Below are 23,839 nucleotides of genomic sequence, written 5' to 3' on the forward strand. Positions count from 1 at the left end.
ACTTTCGTCTATCAAAAGAATGCTCAGGATGTGTATGTCAAACAGTGCGATGAGCGTGGTTATTCTTGCTGCTGGCAAGGGAACACGCATGTATTCAGATCTTCCTAAAGTCCTGCATACGCTGGCAGGGAAACCGATGGTTCAACACGTCATTGATGCTGCAAAACATCTTGGCGCACGCAACGTAAACCTGGTTTATGGCCATGGTGGCGATCTGCTTAAATCCACGCTGTCAGATGATGCACTGACCTGGGTACTTCAGGCTGAACAGCTGGGCACCGGCCATGCGATGCAGCAGGCAGCGCCGCACTTTGCTGATGATGAAGATATTCTGATGCTGTATGGCGATGTACCACTAATCTCGGTTGAAACGCTGGAGCGTTTGCGCAGTGCCAAACCGCAGGGCGGCATTGGTTTACTGACGGTAAAACTGGATAACCCAACCGGCTATGGTCGCATTATGCGTACCAATGGCGCGGTAGTGGGGATTGTCGAGCAGAAGGATGCCACCGCTGAGCAGCTGGCGATCAACGAAATCAACACCGGCATTCTGATTGCCAACGGTGGTGATATGAAACGCTGGTTAGGCAAGCTGACTAACAACAATGCGCAGGGTGAGTACTACATCACCGATATTATCGCCCTCGCCCATCAGGAAGGCCGTAAGATTGAAGCGGTACATCCGGCGCGTATCAGCGAAACCGAAGGCGTGAATAATCGTCTGCAGCTCTCTACTCTTGAGCGGGTGTATCAGGCCGAACAGGCAGAAAAATTGCTGCTGGCCGGCGTTATGTTGCTGGATCCGGCGCGCTTTGATTTACGCGGTAATCTGCAACACGGTCGTGATGTGATCGTTGATACCAATGTGATCATTGAAGGTCAGGTGCAGCTGGGTAATCGCGTCAAAATCGGTGCGGGCTGCATCATTAAAAACAGCGTGATTGGTGATGATTGTGAAATCAGTCCCTACAGCGTTGTGGAAGATGCCGAACTGGCTGCTGCCTGCACCATCGGGCCATTTGCCCGTTTGCGTCCGGGTAGTGAACTGGCAGAAGGTGCTCACGTCGGTAATTTCGTTGAGATGAAAAAAGCGCGGCTGGGCAAAGGCTCAAAAGCCGGCCATCTGAGCTATCTTGGCGACGCTGATATTGGTGCCGGCGTTAATATCGGTGCCGGAACTATTACCTGTAACTACGACGGTGCGAATAAGTTTAAAACCGTGATTGGCGATAACGTATTTGTTGGCTCTGATACCCAACTGGTGGCACCGGTAACGGTGGCCAGTGGCGCAACTATCGCGGCAGGTACGACGGTAATGAAAGACATTACCGCCGCCGAACTGGTTTATAACCGCAAAGAACAGAATCATAAAGCCGGCTGGCAACGCCCGGTTAAGAAAAAATAGCGTCATATTTATCGGGGCGGTGCTGTCACCGTCCGTAACACCGCAGTACCAAAATATAAAACTCCCCACTCTACAAGGCTCGGGGAATCCGCAGGTTCGATGCGCAAGCACGTAAATCTGCGGAAAATCAGGTCACAAGACAACGCAGATGGCGCTGAAACGCCATCCAGTCAGGAAATTAACTATGTGTGGAATTGTTGGCGCAGTAGCGCAACGTGATATCGCAGAAATTCTTCTCGAAGGTCTGCGTCGCCTGGAATACCGTGGATATGACTCTGCGGGCCTGGCAGTCGTCGATCAGCATGGCCATGTAACGCGTTTGCGTCGCCTGGGTAAAGTACAAAAGCTGGCCGAGGCCGCTGAGGAAACGCAGCTGGTGGGCGGTACGGGTATCGCTCATACCCGTTGGGCAACGCACGGTGAACCTTCCGAGGCCAATGCGCACCCGCATATTTCAGAACATATCATCATTGTTCACAACGGCATTATTGAGAACCATGAGCCACTGCGCGCTTTATTGATTGAGCGTGGCTACCGCTTTGCGTCAGAAACCGACACCGAAGTGGTGGCGCATCTGGTGCACTGGGAGCAAAAACAGGGTGGCACACTGCGTGATGTGGTGCTGCGAGTGATTCCACAGCTGCGTGGCGCTTATGGCATGGTCATCATGGACAGCCGCGATCCGTCGCTGGTGATTGCCGCTCGCTCCGGAAGTCCACTGGTTATTGGCCGTGGCGTCGGTGAAAACTTTATTGCTTCTGACCAGCTGGCACTGCTGCCGGTCACTCGTCGCTTTATCTACCTCGAAGAAGGTGATATTGCCGAAGTGACGCGCCGTGATGTGACGATTGTCGATCGCAACGGTGAAACCGTGCAGCGTCAGGAAATTGAATCCAAAGTGCAGTATGACGCCGGTGATAAAGGCATCTACCGTCACTATATGCAGAAAGAGATTTATGAACAGCCAATGGCGATCAAAAACACCTTAGCCGGTCGTTTCAGCCATGGCGAAGTTGATCTCTCCGAACTGGGTGACAATGCCAATACGCTGTTAAGCCAGGTTGAGCACATCCAGATCGTGGCCTGCGGCACCTCGTATAACTCCGGAATGGTGTCACGTTACTGGTTCGAAGCGCTGGCTAACGTGCCCTGTGATGTGGAAATTGCCTCAGAATTCCGCTACCGCAAATCAGCAGTACGTAAAAACAGCCTGCTGATTACGCTGTCGCAATCGGGTGAAACCGCTGACACGCTGGCGGCACTGCGTCTGTCAAAAGAGTTGGGTTACCTCGGTTCACTGGCCATCTGTAACGTCGCTGGCTCTTCGCTGGTGCGTGAGTCTGACCTCGCATTGATGACCAAAGCCGGTACCGAAATTGGCGTCGCTTCTACCAAGGCTTTTACCACTCAGCTGACGGTATTACTGATGCTGGTGGCGAAGTTAGGTCGTCTGAAAGGTGTCGATGCGCAGATTGAACACGATATCGTGCATGGTTTGCAGGCATTGCCAAGCCGCATCGAGCAGATGCTGTCTCAGGATAAGCTGATCGAATCGCTGGCTGAAGATTTCTCCGATAAGCATCACGCACTGTTCCTTGGCCGTGGCGACCAGTATCCGATCGCGATGGAGGGCGCGCTGAAGCTGAAAGAGATCTCCTATATTCATGCTGAAGCCTATGCGGCGGGTGAACTGAAGCACGGTCCGCTGGCATTGATCGATGCGGATATGCCGGTCATCGTGGTGGCACCTAATAACGAGCTGCTGGAAAAACTGAAGTCAAACATTGAAGAAGTGCGTGCGCGTGGTGGTTTACTCTACGTGTTTGCCGACCAGGATGCCGGTTTCAGCGACAGCGAAGGGATGAGGATTATTCCTCTGCCACATGTAGAAGATGTGATTGCCCCGATCTTCTACACCGTACCGTTGCAGCTGTTGTCTTATCATGTCGCGTTGATTAAAGGGACTGACGTCGATCAGCCACGTAATCTGGCGAAATCGGTTACCGTCGAGTAACTGAAGCAGCAGACAAAAAAACGCCGGTCACAGACCGGCGTTTTTTATTGGCTGGCGACAGTAACTGAACAAGGATCAGTCAACCGGAAGCCATAAAGAGTGCACCTCAGCCGGGCTCCAGTGAGCCATTGAAGGGTGGGCCTGGCGGCAGCGATATTTTTTACCTTCGTAGATCACGGTATCGTCGGCTTTATAATCTATGCCGGTTTCCCATTCCTTAACTGAAGGGTCCGGGTGATTCTCTTTATCTTTTACCGTTACGGTTACGCGGTTTGAATGGGTTACACCATTTTTAGATGTCACCGTCAGTTCATAAATCGCAGTACCTTTGGTGTTCTCAGGAATCAGGGCGTGAACGACGGGTTTATTCAGCGTCGATACCCACTGACTCCCTTCCTGCTCCTGCAACCAGAACGTCCCCTGACCCCCGACAACTTTCCAGCTGTAACTTTCAGCATTCTGACTGTTGGAGCCATCCATAATATAGGCCGCTGCAGCACCAGATGGGCTTACCACCTCAAAGTTGGCTGGCACGATAGCGATCGGGGCGTTCACCGGCGCTTCTACCGACAGTACTGCCGAGTTGCTCTTATGATTGAGGAAGATGCTGTTACCGCGCAGTTGCTGCTCGTTAAATACAATATTACCCGACTGACTCTGCTGACCAACCAGCACCAGATTAGAGTGATTGCGGTTAATATCCGTCGCCAGCTCGCTAATCCATTTATCACCCAAATTGTCAGCGGTAATTGTTTTACGGATTTGAACCAGCTCGATACCACGCGCGCCGCCAATCACACGGAATATCACCGTGCTGCCGATCACTGGAGTCTGATGATCGGCAAAATTGGCGTATTTATACCAGTCTGTGGGTGCCGGATCTTCAATGGGGTCCGGATCGGGTACCGGTACGGGAGGGATAATATCGCTGCCGCGCGCGGTGATATTGACGTCGCTACAGTTATAGAAACCTTCGGTTTCAAAAGTCCCTTGCTGTCCGATACGTTGCCAGCGGCTAAAAATTACCGCCCGACCGGTACGACCTTCAGGGATGACGACATTGAAGTCCTCATAGGCTCTGAGGTTAACCAGTTTACCGGCCGCAATTGGCGACGGATTATGGGAATTATCAATTTTACCAATTAGTTGCAGATCGCCCCAGCTAATCGCTTTTTTTGTCGGGTCGAAGCCTTCTTTAGTAATCCAGAATTCAGTAAATGAATAATCGTGTGGTGCGGTAAAACCATAACGCATTTTTACTTTGCCCATGGCATCGGGCTTAACTAATGACACTTTCCATTTGTCACTGGCCATATTAAAGCCGGTGCCTTTATGTTTGCCACTACAAATTAAATTGCCGGGAATATTTGCCATCGCATCTTCTGCATCGCGATTACCTTCAAGATTGTCACTGAAGGATTGCCAGTCACCAAAAGTACCTCCCCCACTTTTCGCATCGGCTTCAGAGCAAATGCCGCTATTCTGTGTGCCTTCCAGTATGCAGGCTGCCTGACGAGAAGGAGGATCGATTAATGAACCATGGCCAAAAGCCAGAGAAGTGACTGAAAGCCCCGCACCGCCAACCAGGATGGCTAATAATTTTCTGCTAAACATAATATTAGAATAACCCAAAAGGTATAAAAGATGGCGGCATTATTTATTGAGTCGATATTGAAATAAACGAGAAAAGTCCCGGAGAGTTACAGACTTGACTGTTTTCGATGATGATATAGACGTGGTTTAAGTTCTGAGTTGATGATTTATATTATAAAATCTGCGTGCTGTCATTGTGTGGGTTATTTTCAATAATAATCAAAAAAGAGGTCTGATTATAGAGTTTTTCAAAAAATCGCTTACTTATTTTTACGCAGTGTTTAACCTGCTTTCTGATTTGTCTGTATTGTTGGCTCCATTTACAAAAAAATGCCGATCGCTGATCGGCATTGTTTATTCTGTCATATATAAGAATAAGACTTATTTAACGGTCCAGATCTGTGGCGATTGATCCGGCTGGTTGCCAACGGTCCACTGTTTAGCGGTATAGCTTTTACCTTTCCAGGTCACGCTATTGCCGCTGACATAGGTCATTGATGCACTCCATTCAACAGTCTGGCCAGGATCAGCCAGTTTCCAGGCATCGCCGTTACCCGGCTGAGACTGAGTCCAGTAACCCGCAATATACTTAACCCCATTCCGGGTAACTTTATCGCCAGCGACATAGGTTTTGCCCTGTTGCCACTGAGGATAATCATCAGAGCCGCCATCGTCCTGATTCTTAACGGTGATGTTAACGCGATTGGAATGAGTTGCACCGCTCTTTGATTTTACCGTCAGTTCATAAATCGCCGTGCCACTGCTTTTGGCTGGAATCAGTGCGCGGACCACCGGTTTAGAGCTTTGTGATAGCCATGCACCACCTTCCTGCTCCTGCAACCGGAAAACATCCTGGCCGTTCACCACTTTCCAGCTGTAAGACTCTGCGTTCAGGCTGTTGGAGCCATCCATCGTGAAGCCTAAAGAGTAATCAGGGTTGCTGACCACTGTAAAGTTGGCGGGTACGACTGCCGTAGGAGTGTTAGCCGGCGCTGTCACCGACAGCACTGCGGAGTTACCGGTGTTATTCAGATAGATGCCGTTACCGCGCGGCTGTTGCAGATTAAAGGTGATATTACCTGACTGGCTCTGTTGGCCAATTAGCACCAAATTAGAATAATCGCGGTTGATTTCAGCCGCCAGTTCGCTAATCCATTTATCGCCAACATTGTCGGCGGTAATGGCTTTGCGGATCTGAACCAGCTCGCTGCCGCGGGTGCCGCCCATAACACGGAACTCAACGGAACTGCCGACGATCGGGGTATGCTTATCGGCAAAATTAGCGTATTTAAACCAGTCTGCGGGGGCCGGATCTTCAATCGGATCGGGAACCGGTGCCGGAGGGATAATATCGCCACCACGTTCGGTGATCATCACGTCGCTGCAGCCATAAAAGCCTTCATTTCCTGCATCATTACGCTGCCAGCGGGAGAAAATTACCGCGCGGCCGGTACGGTCGGCAGGAATTTCAAGGTTAAAATCTTCGTATCGGGTATAGGCTGGTGTTTTGCCTGAGGTCGGTGAGGTGTTTTCAGAGGCGGTAAAGGTACCCAGCAGTTCTACATCATCCCAGCCAATAACCTTTTTCGTAGGGTCTACGCCTTTCCTGGTAATATAAAACTCGGTAAAGGATTTAACATGGGGTTGGGTATAGCCATAGCGCACTTTCACTTTTCCGGTGGCATCCGGCTTAAGCAACGCCGTTTTCCATTTGTCGCTGGCCATATTAAAGCCAGAGCCCCGGGTTGTACCGCTACAAATCCTGTTACCTGGAATGGCTTTTTTTGCTTCAGCAGCGCTGTGGTTGCCGCCAACAAATCCGGTTAACTCTTGCCATGTATAAAAAGAGTGTCCGCCATCATTACTATTCTTACTGGCCTCTGCGCAAATTCCGGTGTTTTGTGCACCTTGCTGAATACATGAAACATGGCGAGCGGGTGGATCGACCAACGCGCCATGACCAAAGGCCAGTGAGGATACAGAAAGCCCGGAACCGCTAATCAAAATGGCTAATATTTTCTTTCTACTCATCATAATTTTTAAGTCATCCATAACATTATACAGAAGAGTGGATATTCTTAATGTCATCAATGTCAGAATAAATGGGAAATTTCTTGGGCAGTTACAGAGTTCTCTTTTTTAAAATCAGGTTTAAGCGCTATTTAAGATTTGTGGTGATGGCTTTTATTATAGCGATGTGATATCTGTCGGTAGGTATATGTTACTTCCTGATAATTAAAAATAATTATTCAGCATAAAGTGGTTAACATAAATGTCATATTCATTATCTAAACTCGTCTGTTCGGGAATTAATCGTATCAAAGCCTGATTAAGGTATTGTTTTCGCTTCTGCGCTCTCTGTCATAAAACTGTCATAATTCGTACATTTTAGTGTCACCAAACTGTCCTATTTTCCCTCCTGCAGCTATACATAATCTTATTAAAACGGCGTTAAGCCTGACTTTTACTCCCCCGGAGGGAATATGACACTGATGCATAGCACCTTAGCTCGAATTGTCGCAGCAACCGTTTCTCTGAGTGCAGCTTCCGCCATGGCAGCAGCAAGCCTGACTGGCGCGGGTGCGACCTTCCCGGCACCGGTGTATGCCAAGTGGGCAGATACCTATCAGAAAGAAACCGGTAATAAAATCAACTATCAAGGTATCGGCTCATCGGGTGGTGTAAAACAGATTATTGCTAAAACCGTTGATTTTGGTGCCTCTGATGCCCCGCTGTCTGACGAAAAATTAAATGCTGATGGCCTGTTCCAGTTTCCGACGGTGATCGGCGGCGTGGTTATGGCTGTTAATATTCCGGGTCTGAAAGCTGGCGAGCTGGTGCTGGACGGCGCAACTCTTGGTGATATCTATCTCGGTAAAATTAAAAAGTGGAACGATGCCGCCATCGTTAAGCTGAACCCGGATGTCAAACTGCCTGACACCAATATTGCGGTTGTTCGCCGCGCTGATGGTTCCGGTACCTCATTTGTATTCACCAGCTATCTGGCTAAAGTTAACGAAGAGTGGAAATCGAAAGTTGGTGCGGGTTCAACCGTAAACTGGCCTACCGGTCTGGGTGGTAAAGGTAACGACGGCATTGCCGCCTTTGTTCAGCGTCTGCCTGGCTCGATTGGTTATGTTGAGTACGCTTATGCCAAGCAGAACAACCTGGCCTACACCAAACTGATTAGCGCCGACGGTAAGCCAGTCAGCCCGACCGAAGAAAGTTTCAGCAATGCGGCAAAAGGCGCAGACTGGAGCAAAACTTTCGCTCAGGATCTGACTAACCAGAAAGGTGATGATGCATGGCCAATCTCTTCAACGACCTTCATTCTGCTGCACAAATCTCAGGCTAAGCCTGCACAGGCAGTTGAAGTGCTGAAGTTCTTTGACTGGGCATACAAAGATGGCGGAAAAGAAGCCAGCGCGCTGGATTATGCGCCACTGCCAACCGAAGTTACCGATCAGATTCGTGCCGCCTGGAAGACCAACATTAAAGACAGTTCTGGTAAAGCGCTGTACTAACAAGATGTAACCGGGGCGGATAAATTTATTCCGCTCTTTACTTCGGGCGGCAGTGCTGTCGCCCCTGAAATTTTAAAACGTCGAGAATTCTATGGCTGCTACCAAGCCGACATTCAAAGCCCCCGGCAAACAGGGCGATATCCTCTTCAGTGCGCTGGTAAAACTGGCTGCGCTGATAGTGTTATTGATGCTGGGCGGCATTATTGTCTCATTGATTATCGCCTCATGGCCAAGCATTGAAAAATTCGGTTTCGCCTTCCTGTGGACAAAAGAGTGGGATGCGCCAAACGAGAAATTTGGTGCGCTGGTGCCGATTTATGGCACGCTGGTCACTTCGTTTATTGCCTTGTTGATTGCCGTACCTGTCAGCTTTGGCATCGCACTGTTCCTCACCGAGCTGGCTCCTGGCTGGCTGCGTCGCCCGCTCGGCGTGGCGATTGAGTTGCTGGCGGCGATCCCCAGCATCGTTTACGGCATGTGGGGCCTGTTTATCTTTGCTCCGCTGTTTGCTGAATATTTCCAGACGCCAGTAGGCAATGTGCTCTCGGGTGTACCGATCGTCGGCGCACTGTTTGAAGGGCCGGCCTTTGGTATCGGTATTCTTGCCGCTGGTGTGATCCTCGCCATCATGATTATTCCGTATATTGCCTCGGTAATGCGTGATGTGTTTGAGCAGACGCCGGTGATGATGAAAGAGTCTGCTTACGGTATTGGCTGCACCACCTGGGAAGTTATCTGGCGCATTGTGTTGCCCTTCACCAAAAACGGCGTGATTGGCGGCGTGATGCTCGGGCTTGGACGTGCGCTGGGTGAAACCATGGCGGTCACCTTTATTATCGGTAACACCTACCAGCTCGACAGTGTATCGCTGTTTGCACCGGGTAACAGTATTACCTCGGCGCTGGCCAACGAATTTGCTGAAGCTGAGTCCGGCCTGCATACCGCAGCACTGATGGAGCTGGGACTGATTCTGTTTGTGATTACCTTTATCGTACTGGCCTGTTCCAAACTGATGGTTATGCGTTTGGCGAAAAGTGAAGGAGCGCGCTCATGACCACTCTTGAAATGCAGTCGCGCGCCGAACTGGACGCTTCCCGTCGCAAGATGCAGGCGTGGCGGCGGATGAAAAACCGCATTGCGCTGACGCTATCCTTGCTGACCATGGCTTTCGGCCTGTTCTGGCTGGTGTGGATTCTGTTTTCCACCGTGACCCGCGGTATTGATGGCATGTCGCTGGCGCTGTTTACTGAAATGACGCCACCACCGAACACCCCGGGCGGCGGTCTGGCTAACGCCCTCGCCGGCAGTGGCTTATTAATCCTGTGGGCGACGGTGTTTGGTACGCCGTTAGGAATCATGGCGGGTATCTATCTGGCTGAGTATGGCCGTAAATCGTGGCTGGCCGAAGTGATTCGCTTTATTAACGACATCCTGCTTTCAGCGCCGTCGATTGTGGTCGGTCTGTTTGTTTACACCATTGTCGTCGCCCAGATGCAGCACTTCTCCGGCTGGGCTGGTGTGCTGGCGCTGGCGCTGTTGCAGGTGCCAATTGTTATCCGCACCACCGAAAACATGCTGAAGCTGGTGCCGGACAGCCTGCGTGAAGCGGCCTATGCCCTCGGTACGCCAAAATGGAAAATGATTTCTGCTATTACGCTGAAAGCGTCAGTCTCCGGCATTATTACCGGTGTACTGCTGGCGATTGCGCGTATTGCCGGTGAAACCGCGCCGCTGCTGTTTACCTCATTGTCGAACCAGTTCTGGAGTACCGACATGATGCAGCCAATCGCTAACCTGCCGGTCACCATCTTTAAGTTCGCCATGAGTCCGTTTGCCGAGTGGCAAAGTCTGGCCTGGGCGGGCGTGCTGATTATTACGCTTTGTGTGCTGTTACTGAACATTCTGGCACGTGTCATCTTCGCTAAGAGCAAACATTAATTGAACAGCACGGCTTCGGCGGTGCTGAATAAGAGAGAAAGAGAATGAGTATGGTCAATAACACTCCCGGGAAAATGCAGGTTCGCGATCTGAATTTCTACTACGGGAAATTCCATGCCCTGAAGAATATCAATCTGGATATCGCTAAAAACCAGGTAACGGCATTTATCGGACCCTCAGGCTGCGGTAAATCCACCCTGCTGCGTACCTTTAATAAGATGTACTCGCTCTATCCTGAGCAGCGCGCCGAAGGCGAAATCCTGTTAGATGGCGAGAATATTTTGACCGCGAATCAGGATATCGCCCTGCTGCGTGCTCGTGTTGGCATGGTGTTTCAGAAGCCGACGCCGTTTCCGATGTCTATTTACGACAACATCGCTTTTGGTGTGCGCCTGTTTGAAAAACTGTCGCGTGCCGACATGGATGAACGCGTACAATGGGCGCTGACGAAAGCGGCCCTGTGGAATGAAACCAAAGATAAACTGCATCAGAGTGGCTACAGCCTCTCTGGTGGTCAGCAGCAGCGTCTGTGCATCGCGCGTGGCATCGCCATTCGTCCGGAAGTGCTGCTGCTTGATGAGCCTTGCTCGGCACTCGACCCGATTTCAACCGGACGTATCGAAGAGCTGATCACTGAGCTGAAGCAGGATTACACCGTGGTGATCGTAACGCACAATATGCAGCAGGCGGCACGCTGCTCCGATCACACCGCGTTTATGTATCTCGGCGAGCTGATCGAATTCAGTGATACCGATACGCTGTTTACGAAGCCGCATCAGAAACAGACTGAAGACTATATTACCGGGCGTTACGGCTGATTTGACTGGAGACAACATGGATAACTTAAATCTGAACAAACATATCTCCGGCCAGTTCAATGCCGAGCTGGAGCATATTCGCACTCAGGTGATGATCATGGGTGGCATGGTTGAGAAACAGCTCACCGATGCCATTACCGCGATGCACAACCAGGATGGCGAACTGGCGAAACAGGTGATTGAGGGCGATCACAAGGTCAATATGATGGAAGTGGAGATTGATGAAGCCTGCGTGCGCATCATCGCCAAACGTCAGCCGACCGCAATAGATTTACGCCTGGTGATGGCCATCATCAAGACCATCTCTGAGCTGGAGCGTATTGGCGACGTAGCGGAAAAAATCAGCCGCACCGCGCTGGAGAAATTCGGCCAGCAGCATATGCCGCTGCTGGTGAGCCTGGAGTCACTGGGTCATCATACCGTGCAAATGCTGCATGACGTGCTGGATGCCTTCGCTCGTATGGATCTGAACGCGGCTATTCAGATCTATCGCGAAGATAAGAAGGTCGATCAGGAGTACGAAGGCATCGTACGCCAGCTGATGACCTATATGATGGAAGATCCCCGCACGATTCCAAGCGTACTGACGGCGTTGTTCTGCGCCCGCGCCATCGAGCGTATTGGCGACCGCTGCCAGAATATTTGCGAAATTATCTTCTATTTCGTTAAAGGTCAGGACTTCCGTCATGTTGGCGGCGATCGGCTTGATCAGCTGCTGGCTGGCGAAGACGGCGGCAGTAACCCTGCATAATTGGCCCTACCGGTCCGGGCGGCTTCTCGCCGCCCGTGCTGATAATTTGCATCCTGCCTGTTGAAACACCGCGGCCGAAAACGGCTCTTCCCCGGTGTTTCAGATTCTTTCGTGCGATATACTCGCCGCATAATTTCCCTTTCTGGTTGTGAAAGATGTCGACAAATCCTCAGGCGAAGCGCAGCGCCACACCTGGCAAAGCGATGCTCGCTGCCGTAAGTGGCTATGCCATGGACGGTTTTGATCTGCTTATCCTTGGCTTTATGCTACCGGCTATCAGCTTTTCTCTGGCACTCAGCCCGTCCCAGGCGGGCTCGCTGGTCACCTGGACCTTAATCGGTGCGGTGATAGGTGGCATTATTTTTGGTCATCTCAGCGACCGTTTTGGCCGCATTCGCGTGCTTACCTTCACGATTCTGATGTTCTCGCTGTTTACCGGCCTGTGTGCGATAGCACAGGGTTACTGGGATCTGTTGATCTACCGAACGTTGGCGGGTGTCGGTCTTGGCGGTGAATTTGGTATTGGTATGGCATTGATTGCTGAGGCCTGGCCGGCAAATAAGCGCAACCGCGCGTCGGCATGGGTTGGAATGGGGTGGCAGCTTGGCGTATTGCTGGCGGCGTTTATTACTCCTCTGCTGCTGAATATAATTGGCTGGCGCGGCATGTTTCTTGTTGGCCTGCTCCCTGCGTTATTGTCGTTTGTCATTCGTCGCGGTATGGGCGAGCCCGAGGCCTTTACGCGCCAGGTTGATAACACCCCTTCGCTGTCATTTATCACGCGGCTTAAGTTGCTGTTCAGGGACGCGCAAACCACCAAAGCCAGCCTCGGCATTCTGATTCTCTGCTCGGTACAAAACTTCGGTTATTACGGCCTGATGATCTGGATGCCAAGCTATCTCTCTTCCAACTTTGGTTTTTCACTGACCAAATCCGGCTTATGGACCGCCGTTACCGTCGTGGGGATGACGTTTGGTATCTGGCTGTTTGGCGTATTGGCCGATCGCTTTGCCCGCTGGAAAATTTTCCTGATTTACCAGTTTGGTGCGGTGATTATGGTGGTGGTATATGCCCAGCTGCGCGATCCGATGGTTATGCTGTTCACCGGTGCGATTATGGGAATGTTCGTTAACGGTATGATTGGCGGCTACGGCGCGCTGATTTCCGACACTTATCCGGTCCAGGCACGCGCCACGGCGCAAAATGTGTTATTTAATCTTGGCCGCGGCGTCGGCGGTTTTGGACCGCTGGTGATTGGCTTGCTGGTCTCTCAGTGGTCATTTGTTGCAGCGATTACGCTGTTAGCGCTGATCTATCTGCTGGATATTATCGCCACGCTGTTTTTGATACCGAAGCGTCAGGGTAATGATGATGCGTTAGGGGCGATTGGTTAATTTTCTGTATTGTCAGGGAGTGATTGCGCCTCCCTGACAGCGTTATGCGGTTATCGACCAGCCGCGCGCCTGCCATAATGCCGGCAGCTGTGCCATATCATCAAACGCCGTAACCAGCGGATGATCGAGCGGCTGATTATGGCTATCAGCACAGTAATAAAACACCGGAATACCCGCCGCAATTCCCGCTTTTGCACCCGCTTCAGAATCATCCACCAGAATGCAACGCTCAATCGGTATCTGCATCTTATCTGCGGCGTGGAACATCAGATCAGGATCGGGTTTCCAGCGCGCAATATCGTAGCCGCTGTACAACCGGTCATCAAAATGCGACAGCATTCCGGTCAGGCCAAGTGAATGCTGCATTTTTTTCACCGTACCATTAGACACCACACACATCGGAACGGTTATCTGCTTAAGCAGCTGCTGCGCGCCCGTAATCGGTTTGAGTTCGGCATCAAACAGTCTGGCGACCTCCTGCCGATAGGCAGTCTCAAGTTCATCGACCGGCGCATTCAGCTGATGTTCAGCACAGACATCGTCGATAATGTCATACAGTTTTACCCCTTTGTATTTCTCAAACATCGTCTGTAGGGATAGGGTTACGCCATACTGCGCAAAGGTATTAACGTAAGATTGGGTGCAGATCAGCTCACTGTCGACCAGCGTGCCGTCACAATCAAAAAATACACATTCAATACTCATCGCGCCTGTCCTTTTTGTCAGAAGATGTCACTCCACTTTAACTAACTGTGTCAGGAATGCGACCAGAAATGTCAATTACGGTTAATGGCGGCGATAAACCGGTAAAAACAGCGCAATCGGTTGCGAAAAATCACGGCGATCCGCATCAAAAAGCGACGTTTTGGTATAGGATAGCCGTCGACCATTTTTCCATTCGTTCGGAATCTGATAATGAGCAAACAAGGTATATTGCAGCGCCTGTTTAAACTGCAAGAGCATGGCACCACGGTACGTACCGAAGTGATCGCGGGATGCACCACTTTTCTGACTATGGTGTATATCGTTTTTGTGAACCCGCAGATCCTTGGTGTTGCTGGCATGGATACGCAAGCGGTGTTTGTCACCACCTGTCTGATTGCCGCGTTCGGCAGTATTCTGATGGGGCTGGTGGCTAACTTACCGGTGGCGCTGGCACCGGCGATGGGGCTGAACGCTTTCTTCGCCTTTGTGGTGGTGGGCGCGATGGGCGTTTCATGGCAGACCGGTATGGGTGCCATCTTCTGGGGCGCGGTTGGCCTGTTGCTGCTGACAATTTTCCGCGTGCGCTACTGGATGATTGCCAATATTCCGCTGTGCCTGCGCGTCGGTATCAGCAGCGGTATTGGCCTGTTAATTGCGATGATCGGCCTGAAAAATGCCGGTATCGTGGTGCCAAATGCGGATACGCTGGTGGCGGTTGGCGATCTGACTTCACACAGCGTACTGCTGGGTGCGCTGGGCTTCTTTATCATCGCCATTCTCGCCTCGCGTAACATTCACGTGGCGGTGCTGGTTTCGATTGTGGTCACCACGCTGATCGGTATGGCGCTTGGCGATGTGCAGTACAACGGTATTTTCTCTGCGCCACCTTCGGTAACTTCGGTGATTGGCCAGGTTGACCTCGCCGGTTCGCTGAATATCGGTATGGCTGGCATCATCTTCTCCTTTATGCTGGTGAACCTGTTCGACTCCTCGGGAACGCTGATTGGTGTAACCGATAAAGCGGGTTTAGCTGATGAGAATGGCAAGTTTCCGCGCATGAAGCAGGCACTGTATGTCGACAGCGTCAGCTCAGTAGCCGGCTCATTTATCGGTACCTCTTCCGTTACCGCATACATTGAAAGCTCTTCCGGCGTTTCCATTGGCGGCCGTACCGGGCTGGTGGCAGTCGTTACCGGTCTGTTATTCCTGCTGGTGATTTTCCTTTCGCCGCTGGCGGCGATGGTGCCAGCCTATGCCGCTGCTGGTGCGCTGATCTACGTTGGTGTGCTGATGACCTCCAGCCTGGCTCGCGTTAAGTGGGACGATCTGACCGAAGCGGTTCCGGCATTTGTTACTGCCGCAATGATGCCGTTCAGTTTCTCCATCACTGAAGGTATTGCGCTGGGCTTTATTTCATACTGTGTGATGAAGGCGGGTACCGGACGCTGGCGTGAGATCAGCCCGTGTGTTGTGGTAGTGGCGCTGCTGTTTGTACTGAAGATTGTGTTTATCGACGGCCACTAAATTTTCCGGCGAGAATCATTAAGAACGGGTGGCCGCAGAGTGATACTGCGGCCACTTTTTTATTTAATGCTGTAGCTGACGTTCCTGCGGCATGCTGGTCAGGCGCAGCGCGCGTGGCCCGATATTAGGTTTGTTCACTTCAATATCGCGCAGGGCCAGCCAGCCGTTGATCTCATCATATTCCCACAGGCGCAGGCGTTCGGTGCCCGGCGACAGCGCACATGACCACACCAGTAGCGGATCAACATCGCAGATTGCCTGAATATCAGGAAAGGCGGCTGAACGCAGGCGGCCGGAAGCCGGATGAAGACGTAAGGAATCGATATTGCGCTGGCCTTCACCGCTCAGTTTCAGTACGCACTGGCGCAGGGTCCAGATCTGTGTTGCCGCTTCGACAGCATCATGTTGCGCATTAATCCACGCCTTTTCACCTGAAGTCAGGCACTGCCGCTGATTTTCCACCGTCTGGCGGCTATGAGCGCGCACAATTTCCATATCGAGCCCGGCGCGGCCACCTTCTTCCGCCAGTAACACGCCGACCTGGTTACCGGCATAGGAGATGCTGAAGTCGGGCAGATCGGGATCGGCAAAGCAGGGACGACCGCTGCTCATGGAAATCAAGGCGGGAAGTTGTTGCATGCCATAAACACGTAGCATCAGTTCGGCCAGCAGTACGCGAGCGGCAAGAAAACGCATACGACGCTTGTCGTTATGACTCCAGGAATCTTCTATTAATTTCTGGGGCAAACGTTGTAAACGTGCCGGACTCTGGACCAGCGTCCAGCGTACAAAATGACTTGCCATCTGTCGCTCCATGAAAATGGTCGGATAATCACTTTCCTTATTGTAAGAATTTTCTGAAGAAATTTCACCCGACTTTCTGTCTGGTTACTCAAATTAGGAATAATGACAGGGCGCGCTGGCTGAGAGCTGTATCAGGACTAACATCAGCGTCACACGCATACTGAAGCTGGCGGTGATCAGAGGGCGGCTGAGGCGGCTTCTCATCTCAAGCCTGACCCAATATAGAATTAACATGAGTAATTCATTATACTTAGCCGGTTTAATATTTTATCAGATTTTATCTATTATATGGAGGTTGGCTTTGAGTAAGGATCTGGATATTTCAATCTCAAAAGGGCGTTTCAGGAAAATAAGGGAATGGAACAGGCGGCGGAACTATTACCTGAAAGAAGTAAGATTAAACATTAAAGTATACATTGCTAAAATCATTTGGGATAAACGTAAAAAAAGTGTATTTGATATAAATTCTGTTAAAACCGTGCTGCTGCTACGTAATGAAGGCACGATCGGCGATATGGTGGTTTATTCTCCTCTTGTTAAAAGTCTTTATGACGCGGGTTACGAAGTTGATATATTGCTGACTAAGTCCAGCAGTGCGGTGATGAAATATAACCCCTATGTCAGAAATATCTATGAAGCAGACGATGGTAGTGCAGAAGTCTATCTGAAGAGATATCGTCATACTGTGCCAGAGTCAGCAATTAAAGCCATGAATAAAAATAATTATGATCTGGTTATTGATCCCTCGCTATTCGACACGCCCGTGCACCGTATGCGACTCTTACGCGAAATTAACGGCAAGTCTGTACTCGGATTTAATAAGTGGCGTGTTATTAATCATTACAGCAAGTCACTTCACTTTAAAAGTGGAACAGAGCATGTCACCACGGCAGTGTCGTTGATTGCAGACTGTATGCAACTGAACCCAATCAAGCTGCGTCCCTACAAATTGCATCTGCCTGACAGTATACTTAACGAAGTAAGAGAATACCTTGCATCGCTGGGTAATCAGAAAAAGGTGATTATCAATATTTTCACCGGAAGCCCGGAGAGGTGTTTCTCTCAAGAGCAACTAGCCGAAATCATTGAGCTTCTCAATGAGTCCTATTCTGATGTTAAAGTTATCTTGCTTGATCATCGAAAAGAGATAACTATTTCTTTGCCAGAGAATGTTGTTATTAATCCGTTTGGATCATTACATCACGTAATGGCATTGATTCATGAAGCCGATCTTATCATCTCGCCAGATACTTCAATCGTGCACATCTCGGCGGCATGGGAAAAACCCCTTATCTCAGTTTACAAAAATGTTGTCGATAATAATGATTTATGGGCACCCGGTTATGACAATGCCAGTCAGATCATTGTTCAGCACAGAATGATGGCCAGAGGAGAGAATATTCCTGAGCTTATTATGCAGGAGATAGATAAAAGAGGGTTGTTAGACGATAAACAGCAAGCTCTGTAACGAGTAATAAAATATTCATGGTCAGGAATGCCAGTGTTCTGTCCTGACCATGAATGTGATCAGGTGCGATAATAGTTAGCCATCACGGCGAAGTATGAGAAAAATTATTTTTATAAATAATATTGCAATGATTAATTATTATTTTTCTTTTATGTTAATTTATGGGATATAAATACGCCTCTGAAAACTTTTTTCAAATGGGGCAGCATTGATGAGCCAAAATATATTGAGGTTTAACGGTCAACGGTTTGATCCCGTTAGCGGTATCACGCATTTGGGAAACGGCTACCGCGAATATAGTCCGCTGTTGATGCGCTTTAATTGTCCGGACAGCCTGAGTCCCTTTGGCGCTGGTGGCGTTAATCCGTATGCCTACTGTGCAGGCGATCCGATAAACCGGTCTGACCCCGGTGGGCATCACAGTTTTATCGGCTGGCTGGGAATCGCGACCGGTATCGTTCTCGGGGCGCTGTTTACCCCGCTATCAGGCGGGACATCGCTGGCCTTATCACTTTCAGCGGTGTCGGCAGTCAGCGGTATGATGTCTGCGGGCCTGGCCATGGCACAGCAGTTCGTCGAAAATTTTGATGTGAAAGCGGCGGCGGTACTGGGATGGGCAGCTCTGGCGACAGGAATAGTAAGCGGACTGATCTCAGCCGCCGTCTCCGGGCTGGCTCCGCAGGCAAAATCGCTGGCTGCTCTGCTGAAAGGTAGCGCCAGCAGGCCATTTGGCGGGCTGATGATGGAGGGTGAAGGCAGAGCTGTTACAGCAAGCACTTTAAACGCTAATGCAGGGCATCTGGAAAATGCCACCCGACACACGCTGGAAAAGTTTGCACAAAATCATCCTGACGATTTTAGATTGGTACTGAATAGCTTATCTGGCAGAGATTTAGACAGGCTACGTGTTACTTCTACGACGATGTTTCGGGGAGTTGAAGATCATTTAATGGATCTTTCAAAGCTTTTACCGCAAAAAAGCTTTGGAAGAGTCGCGGTTGTATCGCTCAATACCGCAGAGTTGACGGAAGTTGAAGATATCAATCCTCTGTATCTTTATCGGGTAAGGGAAATTGCTTTGGGAATGCATCCCTTCACCACGCCCTCTCAGTTATACCGTGCAGGCATCAATCCCCTGTCTGATGAGCTGATGCTGACCTATGGTATCGATGCATACGAGAACGGCGTGCCGATAGCCGGGCCTTTTGGCGATCGCGGTTTCAATACCTCCGATCTCTGGATAAGTGCAGACCATGCCGACAGTTTATTTAAAGAAGCATGGTTGGGCCAATTTCGCTGAGCGGATGTACCGCAAACCGGGAGTGAAATCACGCCTGGAGATGGCGATAAAAACCCGAACTAACAGGCCGTTAATTCGGGTTGGTAGGTACTAACTAACTTTTCCGGCAAGCGGTTTATTTACCAATACAGAAGCTGGAGAAAATGCGCCCAAGCAGGTCGTCAGAGGTAAATTCGCCGGTGATTTCACTTAACGCCTGCTGTGCCAGCCGCAGCTCTTCAGCCAGCAATTCACCGGCCCAGGCGCCTAACAGCTGATGTTTACCCTGCTGTAAGTGCTCAGCGGCCAGCTCCAGCGCCTGCAAGTGGCGGCGACGCGCGAGGAAACCGCCTTCCATATTGCCGGCAAAGCCCATGCTCTGTTTCAGATGGTCACGCAGCAGATCAATGCCGTCACCGGTGCGCGCCGAAAGGCGAATAAGTGAGTGATTGTTCACTTCTGTGATACCCAGCTGCTCTTCGGTCACGTCGGCTTTATTACGCACCACGGTAATCGGCAGACTGGCGGGCAATCGGGCAATAAAATCAGGCCAGATTTGTGCCGGTTCAGTGGCATCGGTGGTGGTGCCATCGACCATAAACAGTACCCGATCGGCCTGTTCAATTTCTTTCCACGCCCGCTCAATACCGATGCGCTCAACTTCATCGCTGGCTTCACGTAAGCCAGCAGTATCAATGATATGCAGTGGCATCCCGTCGATGTGGATATGTTCGCGTAAGACATCGCGCGTCGTACCGGCGATATCAGTAACAATCGCCGCTTCACGCCCCGCTAATGCATTGAGCAAGCTGGATTTTCCGGCATTAGGACGCCCGGCGATCACCACCTTCATTCCTTCACGCAGCAGGCTGCCCTGACGCGCTTCAGCACGTACCGCGTCGAGATCGGCAATCACCGTATGTAACTGCGCCTCAATCTTACCGTCCGACAGGAAGTCGATCTCTTCATCCGGGAAGTCGATAGCCGCTTCGACGTAGATTCGCAGGTGAGTAAGTGCTTCCACTAAATGATTTACGCGCGCGGAAAAAGCGCCCTGTAGTGAGTTCAGCGCCGAGCGTGCGGCCTGCTCTGAACTGGCATCAATCAGGTCGGCAATCGCTTCAGCCTGGGCTAAATCGAGCTTGTCATTCAGAAAGGCGCGTTCAGAAAACTCGCCGGGCTGAGCGATTCGCACGCCGGGCAGTGCCACGATGCGCTTCAGCAGCAGATCGAGAATCACCGGCCCGCCATGACCTTGCAGCTCCAGCACGTCTTCACCGGTAAAGGAGTTTGGGCCTGGGAACCACAGCGCAATACCCTGATCAAGCGCGTTACCTTCAGCGTCACGAAATGGCAGGTAGTCGGCGTAACGAGGTTTAGGCAGTTTGCCCAGCAGCTGTTGTGCAACTTCGGCGGCTTTGGCACCAGAAACGCGCAGGATACCGACGCCACCGCGTCCCGGAGGTGTCGCCTGGGCTACGATCGTATCGCTATGGCTCATGATTCACTCTCTGTTTGATGCAAAAAAATAAGGCGGTCAATTGACCGCCTTAATATAGTAATCACTGTGCTGATGTTTAGCACGGGCGGCGAGAACGCCGCCTCGGCGATTTATGCGGTAATTCGTTTCGAATTACGCTTTTTTCTTGTCGCGGCTGTGCAGACCACGTTTTTCCAGGCCGCGATAAATCAGCTGCTGCTGGAGAATGGTTACCAGGTTACTGACGATGTAGTACAGCACCAGACCTGACGGGAACCACAAGAAGAACACGGTGAAGATAACCGGCATAAAGGTCATGATCTTCTGCTGCATTGGATCGGTCACGGTGGTTGGTGACATCTTCTGGATGAAGTACATCGTCACACCCATCAGGATCGGCAGGATGTAGTACGGGTCCTGCGCAGAAAGGTCATGAATCCACAGTGCGAACGGCGCATGACGCAGTTCTACTGAGCCCATCAGCATGTAATACAGCGCCAGGAAGATTGGCATCTGAATAATCAGCGGGAAGCAGCCACCCAGTGGGTTAACCTTCTCCGCTTTGTACAGCGCCATCATCTCCTGACTCATACGCTGTTTGTCATCACCTAAACGCTCACGCATCGCCTGCATTTTTGGCTGCAGCATGCGCATTTTCGCCATCGAGGTGTACTGCGCTTTGGTCAGCGGGTACATGATGCCGCGCACGATGAAGGTAATGATGATGATTGAGACACCCCAGTTACCCACAAAGCTATGGATAAACTTCAGCAGTTTGAACAGCGGCTGAGAGATAAACCATAACCAGCCGTAATCCACGGTCAGATCAAGGTGAGGGGCAACTGCCGCCATCTGATCCTGAATTTCCGGTCCAACCCACAGGGTTGCCGCAAGATTCTGCTGTGAACCTGGCGCAATAGTGACAGGCGCAGATTTATAGCCGATAGCGGCCACACCGTTACCCAGGTTAGCGGTATACAGCGTGTTGGTACCGGCGGTACGTGGAACCCATGCGGTAGCAAAGTACTGCTGCAGCATTGCGACCCAACCGTTAGAGGTTGTGGTGCTCAGGTTTTCGTTATCCGCGATTGTGTCAAATTTGTATTTTTCATACTTCTCTTCGCTGGTGGAGTAAGCCGCACCGCGGAAAGTATGTAATGCAAAGTTGTTGCTACCGGTATCACGATGCTTAGGTAAGTCGATAGTCTGTTTCAACTGACCAAACATGGAGACTTCCAGCGGCTGCTCCGTGGTGTTGTTCACCTGGTAATCGACGTTAATCGCATATTCACCGCGCTTCAGAACGAAGATTTTGGTGTATACCGCGCCGTTTTCCGCCGTGTAAGTCATCGGAATGCGCAACTCGTTCTGACCTTCGGCCAGTTCGAAGTGATCCTGTTCGGTGGTAAACAGCGGACGTGCACCATTAGCTGGGTTATCCGGGCCGTTACGACCAGTCAGGCCGCTTTGCGCCTGATACAGGAAAGATGGCGTAGTTTCCAGCAGCAGGAAAGGCTGTGAGGAACCCAGTTTGTCCGGGTAAGTCAGCAGCTGGGCCTGATCGATATCACCACCACGCGTGTTGATATTTAAAGACAGCACATCGGTCTTAACGGTGATCGTCTTACCCTGGCCGCTGGCAGGAACGCCCTGATTGGCGGCATCACCGGCAGCGCTGGTCGTGTTCTGTGTGGTCTGAGTCTGCTGTGGCTGCGGAGCGTTGTCCGTCTGCCAGGCTTGCCAGATCATAAAAGACACGAACAGAAAAGCGATGAGAAAAAGATTGCGTTGCGAATCCATCGTTAATGTTCTCTGTTATCGTCGGTTTTTGGCGGCACCGGATCGTCGCCACCCGGGTTCAAAGGATGGCATTTTAATACGCGTTTCATCGTCAACCAACTGCCTTTTATCATTCCAAACCTGCGCAATGCCTCAATACCGTATTGAGAACAGGTAGGATGAAAACGACAGTGGGGTCCTAACAGCGGACTGATGACGCGTTGATAGACGCGAATCAGCGCAATCAGGAGCCGCGAGCCAGGCGACAGTGACGACGCCATAATTTCTCCAACGCTTCCGCCAGCGCACGATTATCCAGTTCAGCCACCCCTTTCTTCGCCACTACCACAAAATCCATTGCGGGGAGTTCGTGTTGTCGCAGGCGAAAGCTTTCGCGGGTCAATCGCTTGATCCGGTTACGCTCATGCGCACGCTTAACATTTTTTTTAGCGACGGTAAGACCGATGCGGGGATGCCCCAGCTGATTAAGGCGGCCGAGAATAGTAATTTGCGGCATGCCAGCCCGTTGTGGCTGCTGGAAGACGAAAGTGAAATGAGTGGGAGTTAACAAACGTAACTCCCTGGGAAATGCGAGCTTAACCACTCAGGGTTAGCTTTATTACTTAGAAACGGTCAGACGAGAACGGCCTTTAGCACGACGACGTGCCAGGACCTGACGACCATTTTTAGTTGCCATACGAGCACGGAAGCCGTGAGAACGGTTGCGCTTCAGTACGGACGGTTGAAAAGTGCGTTTCATGGCGATTTCTACCTAAACTTGAAAAAAATTTCACTTGGTGACGCGTTTATGGGCCAGTAAAACGACCGACGCCTCAGTGTGTCTTTAATAAAGAGGCGGGATTGTAATAATTGTACAGTCCAGAGTCAATTTACTTCGCATTAAGTCACGTCCTGGATATCCCGGGTTGACCCGTAAAACCAGCCAAATCGGGCCAGAGCGCAACACGTCGGGGCGAGAATTATACGGCGTCCATTATAAAGCGCAAGGATCGACCAGGATCTAATCGTGATCGATTGCAAAGATTTTGCGGTAATAACGTGATGCCACCGAGAAAAATCATTGAATGCAGACGATCCTGAATGCCTTTTGAGCGGGTTGGCGTAAACTTATCCCCGCTATCTTGTCCTGTGGATAAAATGGATAAAAACTGTGTAGAAAGTGAAGATCTCTGACGCGCTTTGCGCTATGATCCGCCCTTCCGCTAACGATCCAAACAGCGATCGTGGTCGGGATTAACCGCAGATAGCGGTTCGTATGCGTATCGTCTGCATGCGTCAACAATGATGAATTTATCGTTTCAGCGCCTTTTTTCTTATCGATTTTGTTCGAGTGGAGTCCGCC

21 protein-coding genes and 1 pseudogene are annotated in these 23,839 nt (G+C 50.8%); 13 read left to right on the forward strand and 9 right to left on the reverse strand.

The features are described 5' to 3' along the window. The first annotated feature begins 34 nt into the window (after positions 1–34). Together glmU and glmS are read left to right on the forward strand one after the other, a co-directional pair. Positions 35–1,405 (forward strand): bifunctional UDP-N-acetylglucosamine diphosphorylase/glucosamine-1-phosphate N-acetyltransferase GlmU, encoded by a 1,371-nt coding sequence (gene glmU, locus RIN69_RS22270; protein ID WP_313854673.1) that lies wholly within the window; start codon positions 35–37, stop codon positions 1,403–1,405. Positions 1,406–1,589: 184 nt separating this feature from the next. After that, entirely contained in the window at positions 1,590–3,419 is a 1,830-nt protein-coding gene (gene glmS, locus RIN69_RS22275) for a glutamine--fructose-6-phosphate transaminase (isomerizing) (RefSeq protein WP_313854674.1), read from the forward strand. A gap of 75 nt (positions 3,420–3,494) precedes the next feature. Here glmS and RIN69_RS22280 read toward each other — a convergent pair whose 3' ends face one another. Both RIN69_RS22280 and RIN69_RS22285 read right to left on the reverse strand, forming a co-directional pair. Next, positions 3,495–5,033, reverse strand: a complete 1,539-nt coding sequence (locus RIN69_RS22280; RefSeq protein ID WP_313854676.1) for a lytic polysaccharide monooxygenase — start codon at positions 5,031–5,033, stop codon at positions 3,495–3,497. A 360-nt stretch (positions 5,034–5,393) separates the two neighbouring features. Next, positions 5,394–7,046: a lytic polysaccharide monooxygenase gene (locus RIN69_RS22285; protein WP_313854677.1), complete on the reverse strand. Its 1,653-nt coding sequence runs from the start codon at positions 7,044–7,046 to the stop codon at positions 5,394–5,396. A gap of 449 nt (positions 7,047–7,495) precedes the next feature. On the opposite strand from RIN69_RS22285, the gene pstS reads away from it, so the two are divergent. The 6 genes from pstS to RIN69_RS22315 all read left to right on the forward strand — a co-directional run bounded on the left by pstS (position 7,496) and on the right by RIN69_RS22315 (position 13,437). Further along, positions 7,496–8,536, forward strand: a complete 1,041-nt coding sequence (gene pstS / locus RIN69_RS22290) for a phosphate ABC transporter substrate-binding protein PstS (protein WP_313854678.1) — start codon at positions 7,496–7,498, stop codon at positions 8,534–8,536. A gap of 91 nt (positions 8,537–8,627) precedes the next feature. Continuing rightward, positions 8,628–9,590, forward strand: coding sequence for a phosphate ABC transporter permease PstC (gene pstC, locus RIN69_RS22295; protein WP_313854679.1), 963 nt, complete (start codon positions 8,628–8,630; stop codon positions 9,588–9,590). Continuing rightward, positions 9,587–10,474 (forward strand): phosphate ABC transporter permease PstA, encoded by an 888-nt coding sequence (gene pstA / locus RIN69_RS22300; RefSeq protein ID WP_313854680.1) that lies wholly within the window; start codon positions 9,587–9,589, stop codon positions 10,472–10,474. The genes pstC and pstA overlap by 4 nt, the downstream gene beginning before the upstream one ends. Positions 10,475–10,518: 44 nt before the next feature. Beyond that, positions 10,519–11,292: a phosphate ABC transporter ATP-binding protein PstB gene (pstB, locus tag RIN69_RS22305; RefSeq protein WP_313854682.1), complete on the forward strand. Its 774-nt coding sequence runs from the start codon at positions 10,519–10,521 to the stop codon at positions 11,290–11,292. Between the two features lie 16 nt (positions 11,293–11,308). Then, positions 11,309–12,043, forward strand: a complete 735-nt coding sequence (phoU, locus tag RIN69_RS22310) for a phosphate signaling complex protein PhoU (RefSeq protein ID WP_313854683.1) — start codon at positions 11,309–11,311, stop codon at positions 12,041–12,043. A gap of 155 nt (positions 12,044–12,198) precedes the next feature. Further along, positions 12,199–13,437, forward strand: a complete 1,239-nt coding sequence (locus tag RIN69_RS22315) for an MFS transporter (RefSeq protein ID WP_313854684.1) — start codon at positions 12,199–12,201, stop codon at positions 13,435–13,437. A 42-nt stretch (positions 13,438–13,479) separates the two neighbouring features. On the opposite strand, the gene yieH is transcribed toward RIN69_RS22315, so the two are convergent. Continuing rightward, a complete protein-coding gene (gene yieH, locus RIN69_RS22320; protein WP_313854685.1) occupies positions 13,480–14,142 on the reverse strand; it encodes a 6-phosphogluconate phosphatase in 663 nt (220 codons plus the stop codon). Between the two features lie 68 nt (positions 14,143–14,210). On the opposite strand from yieH, the gene RIN69_RS22325 reads away from it, so the two are divergent. Both RIN69_RS22325 and RIN69_RS22330 read left to right on the forward strand, forming a co-directional pair. Continuing rightward, entirely contained in the window at positions 14,211–14,387 is a 177-nt protein-coding gene (locus RIN69_RS22325; RefSeq protein ID WP_313854687.1) for a hypothetical protein, read from the forward strand. Next, positions 14,353–15,666, forward strand: coding sequence for an NCS2 family permease (locus RIN69_RS22330; protein ID WP_313854688.1), 1,314 nt, complete (start codon positions 14,353–14,355; stop codon positions 15,664–15,666). The genes RIN69_RS22325 and RIN69_RS22330 overlap by 35 nt, the downstream gene beginning before the upstream one ends. 63 nt (positions 15,667–15,729) lie before the next feature. On the opposite strand, the gene RIN69_RS22335 is transcribed toward RIN69_RS22330, so the two are convergent. After that, positions 15,730–16,470, reverse strand: a complete 741-nt coding sequence (locus tag RIN69_RS22335) for a 4'-phosphopantetheinyl transferase family protein (RefSeq protein ID WP_313854689.1) — start codon at positions 16,468–16,470, stop codon at positions 15,730–15,732. 301 nt (positions 16,471–16,771) lie between these two features. On the opposite strand from RIN69_RS22335, the gene RIN69_RS22340 reads away from it, so the two are divergent. From RIN69_RS22340 to RIN69_RS22345, 3 genes and pseudogenes are all read left to right on the forward strand, one after another. Next, positions 16,772–17,938 (forward strand): glycosyltransferase family 9 protein, encoded by a 1,167-nt coding sequence (locus RIN69_RS22340; RefSeq protein ID WP_313854691.1) that lies wholly within the window; start codon positions 16,772–16,774, stop codon positions 17,936–17,938. A gap of 211 nt (positions 17,939–18,149) precedes the next feature. Further along, a pseudogene (locus tag RIN69_RS22995) lies at positions 18,150–18,296 on the forward strand (RHS repeat-associated core domain-containing protein); the annotation flags it as partial. Positions 18,297–18,497: 201 nt separating this feature from the next. Next, positions 18,498–19,238, forward strand: a complete 741-nt coding sequence (locus RIN69_RS22345; protein WP_313854692.1) for a hypothetical protein — start codon at positions 18,498–18,500, stop codon at positions 19,236–19,238. A gap of 115 nt (positions 19,239–19,353) precedes the next feature. Here the strand turns inward: RIN69_RS22345 and mnmE are convergent, their stop codons facing one another. From mnmE to rpmH, 5 genes are all read right to left on the reverse strand, one after another. Further along, the gene (mnmE, locus tag RIN69_RS22350; RefSeq protein ID WP_313854694.1) at positions 19,354–20,718 is read right to left on the reverse strand and encodes a tRNA uridine-5-carboxymethylaminomethyl(34) synthesis GTPase MnmE; all 1,365 of its coding nucleotides are present in this window, start codon (positions 20,716–20,718) and stop codon (positions 19,354–19,356) included. A gap of 132 nt (positions 20,719–20,850) precedes the next feature. Next, positions 20,851–22,497: a membrane protein insertase YidC gene (yidC, locus tag RIN69_RS22355; RefSeq protein WP_313854695.1), complete on the reverse strand. Its 1,647-nt coding sequence runs from the start codon at positions 22,495–22,497 to the stop codon at positions 20,851–20,853. Positions 22,498–22,499: 2 nt separating this feature from the next. Next, positions 22,500–22,757, reverse strand: coding sequence for a membrane protein insertion efficiency factor YidD (yidD, locus tag RIN69_RS22360; protein WP_072133237.1), 258 nt, complete (start codon positions 22,755–22,757; stop codon positions 22,500–22,502). Next, positions 22,721–23,080, reverse strand: coding sequence for a ribonuclease P protein component (gene rnpA / locus RIN69_RS22365; RefSeq protein WP_052901083.1), 360 nt, complete (start codon positions 23,078–23,080; stop codon positions 22,721–22,723). The genes yidD and rnpA overlap by 37 nt, the downstream gene beginning before the upstream one ends. A gap of 15 nt (positions 23,081–23,095) precedes the next feature. Further along, positions 23,096–23,236: a 50S ribosomal protein L34 gene (gene rpmH / locus RIN69_RS22370; protein WP_003849659.1), complete on the reverse strand. Its 141-nt coding sequence runs from the start codon at positions 23,234–23,236 to the stop codon at positions 23,096–23,098. Between the last annotated feature and the right edge of the window lie 603 nt (positions 23,237–23,839).

This window comes from Winslowiella toletana (genome assembly GCF_032164335.1).
GTDB classification, from domain to species: Bacteria; Pseudomonadota; Gammaproteobacteria; order Enterobacterales; family Enterobacteriaceae; genus Erwinia; species Erwinia toletana_A.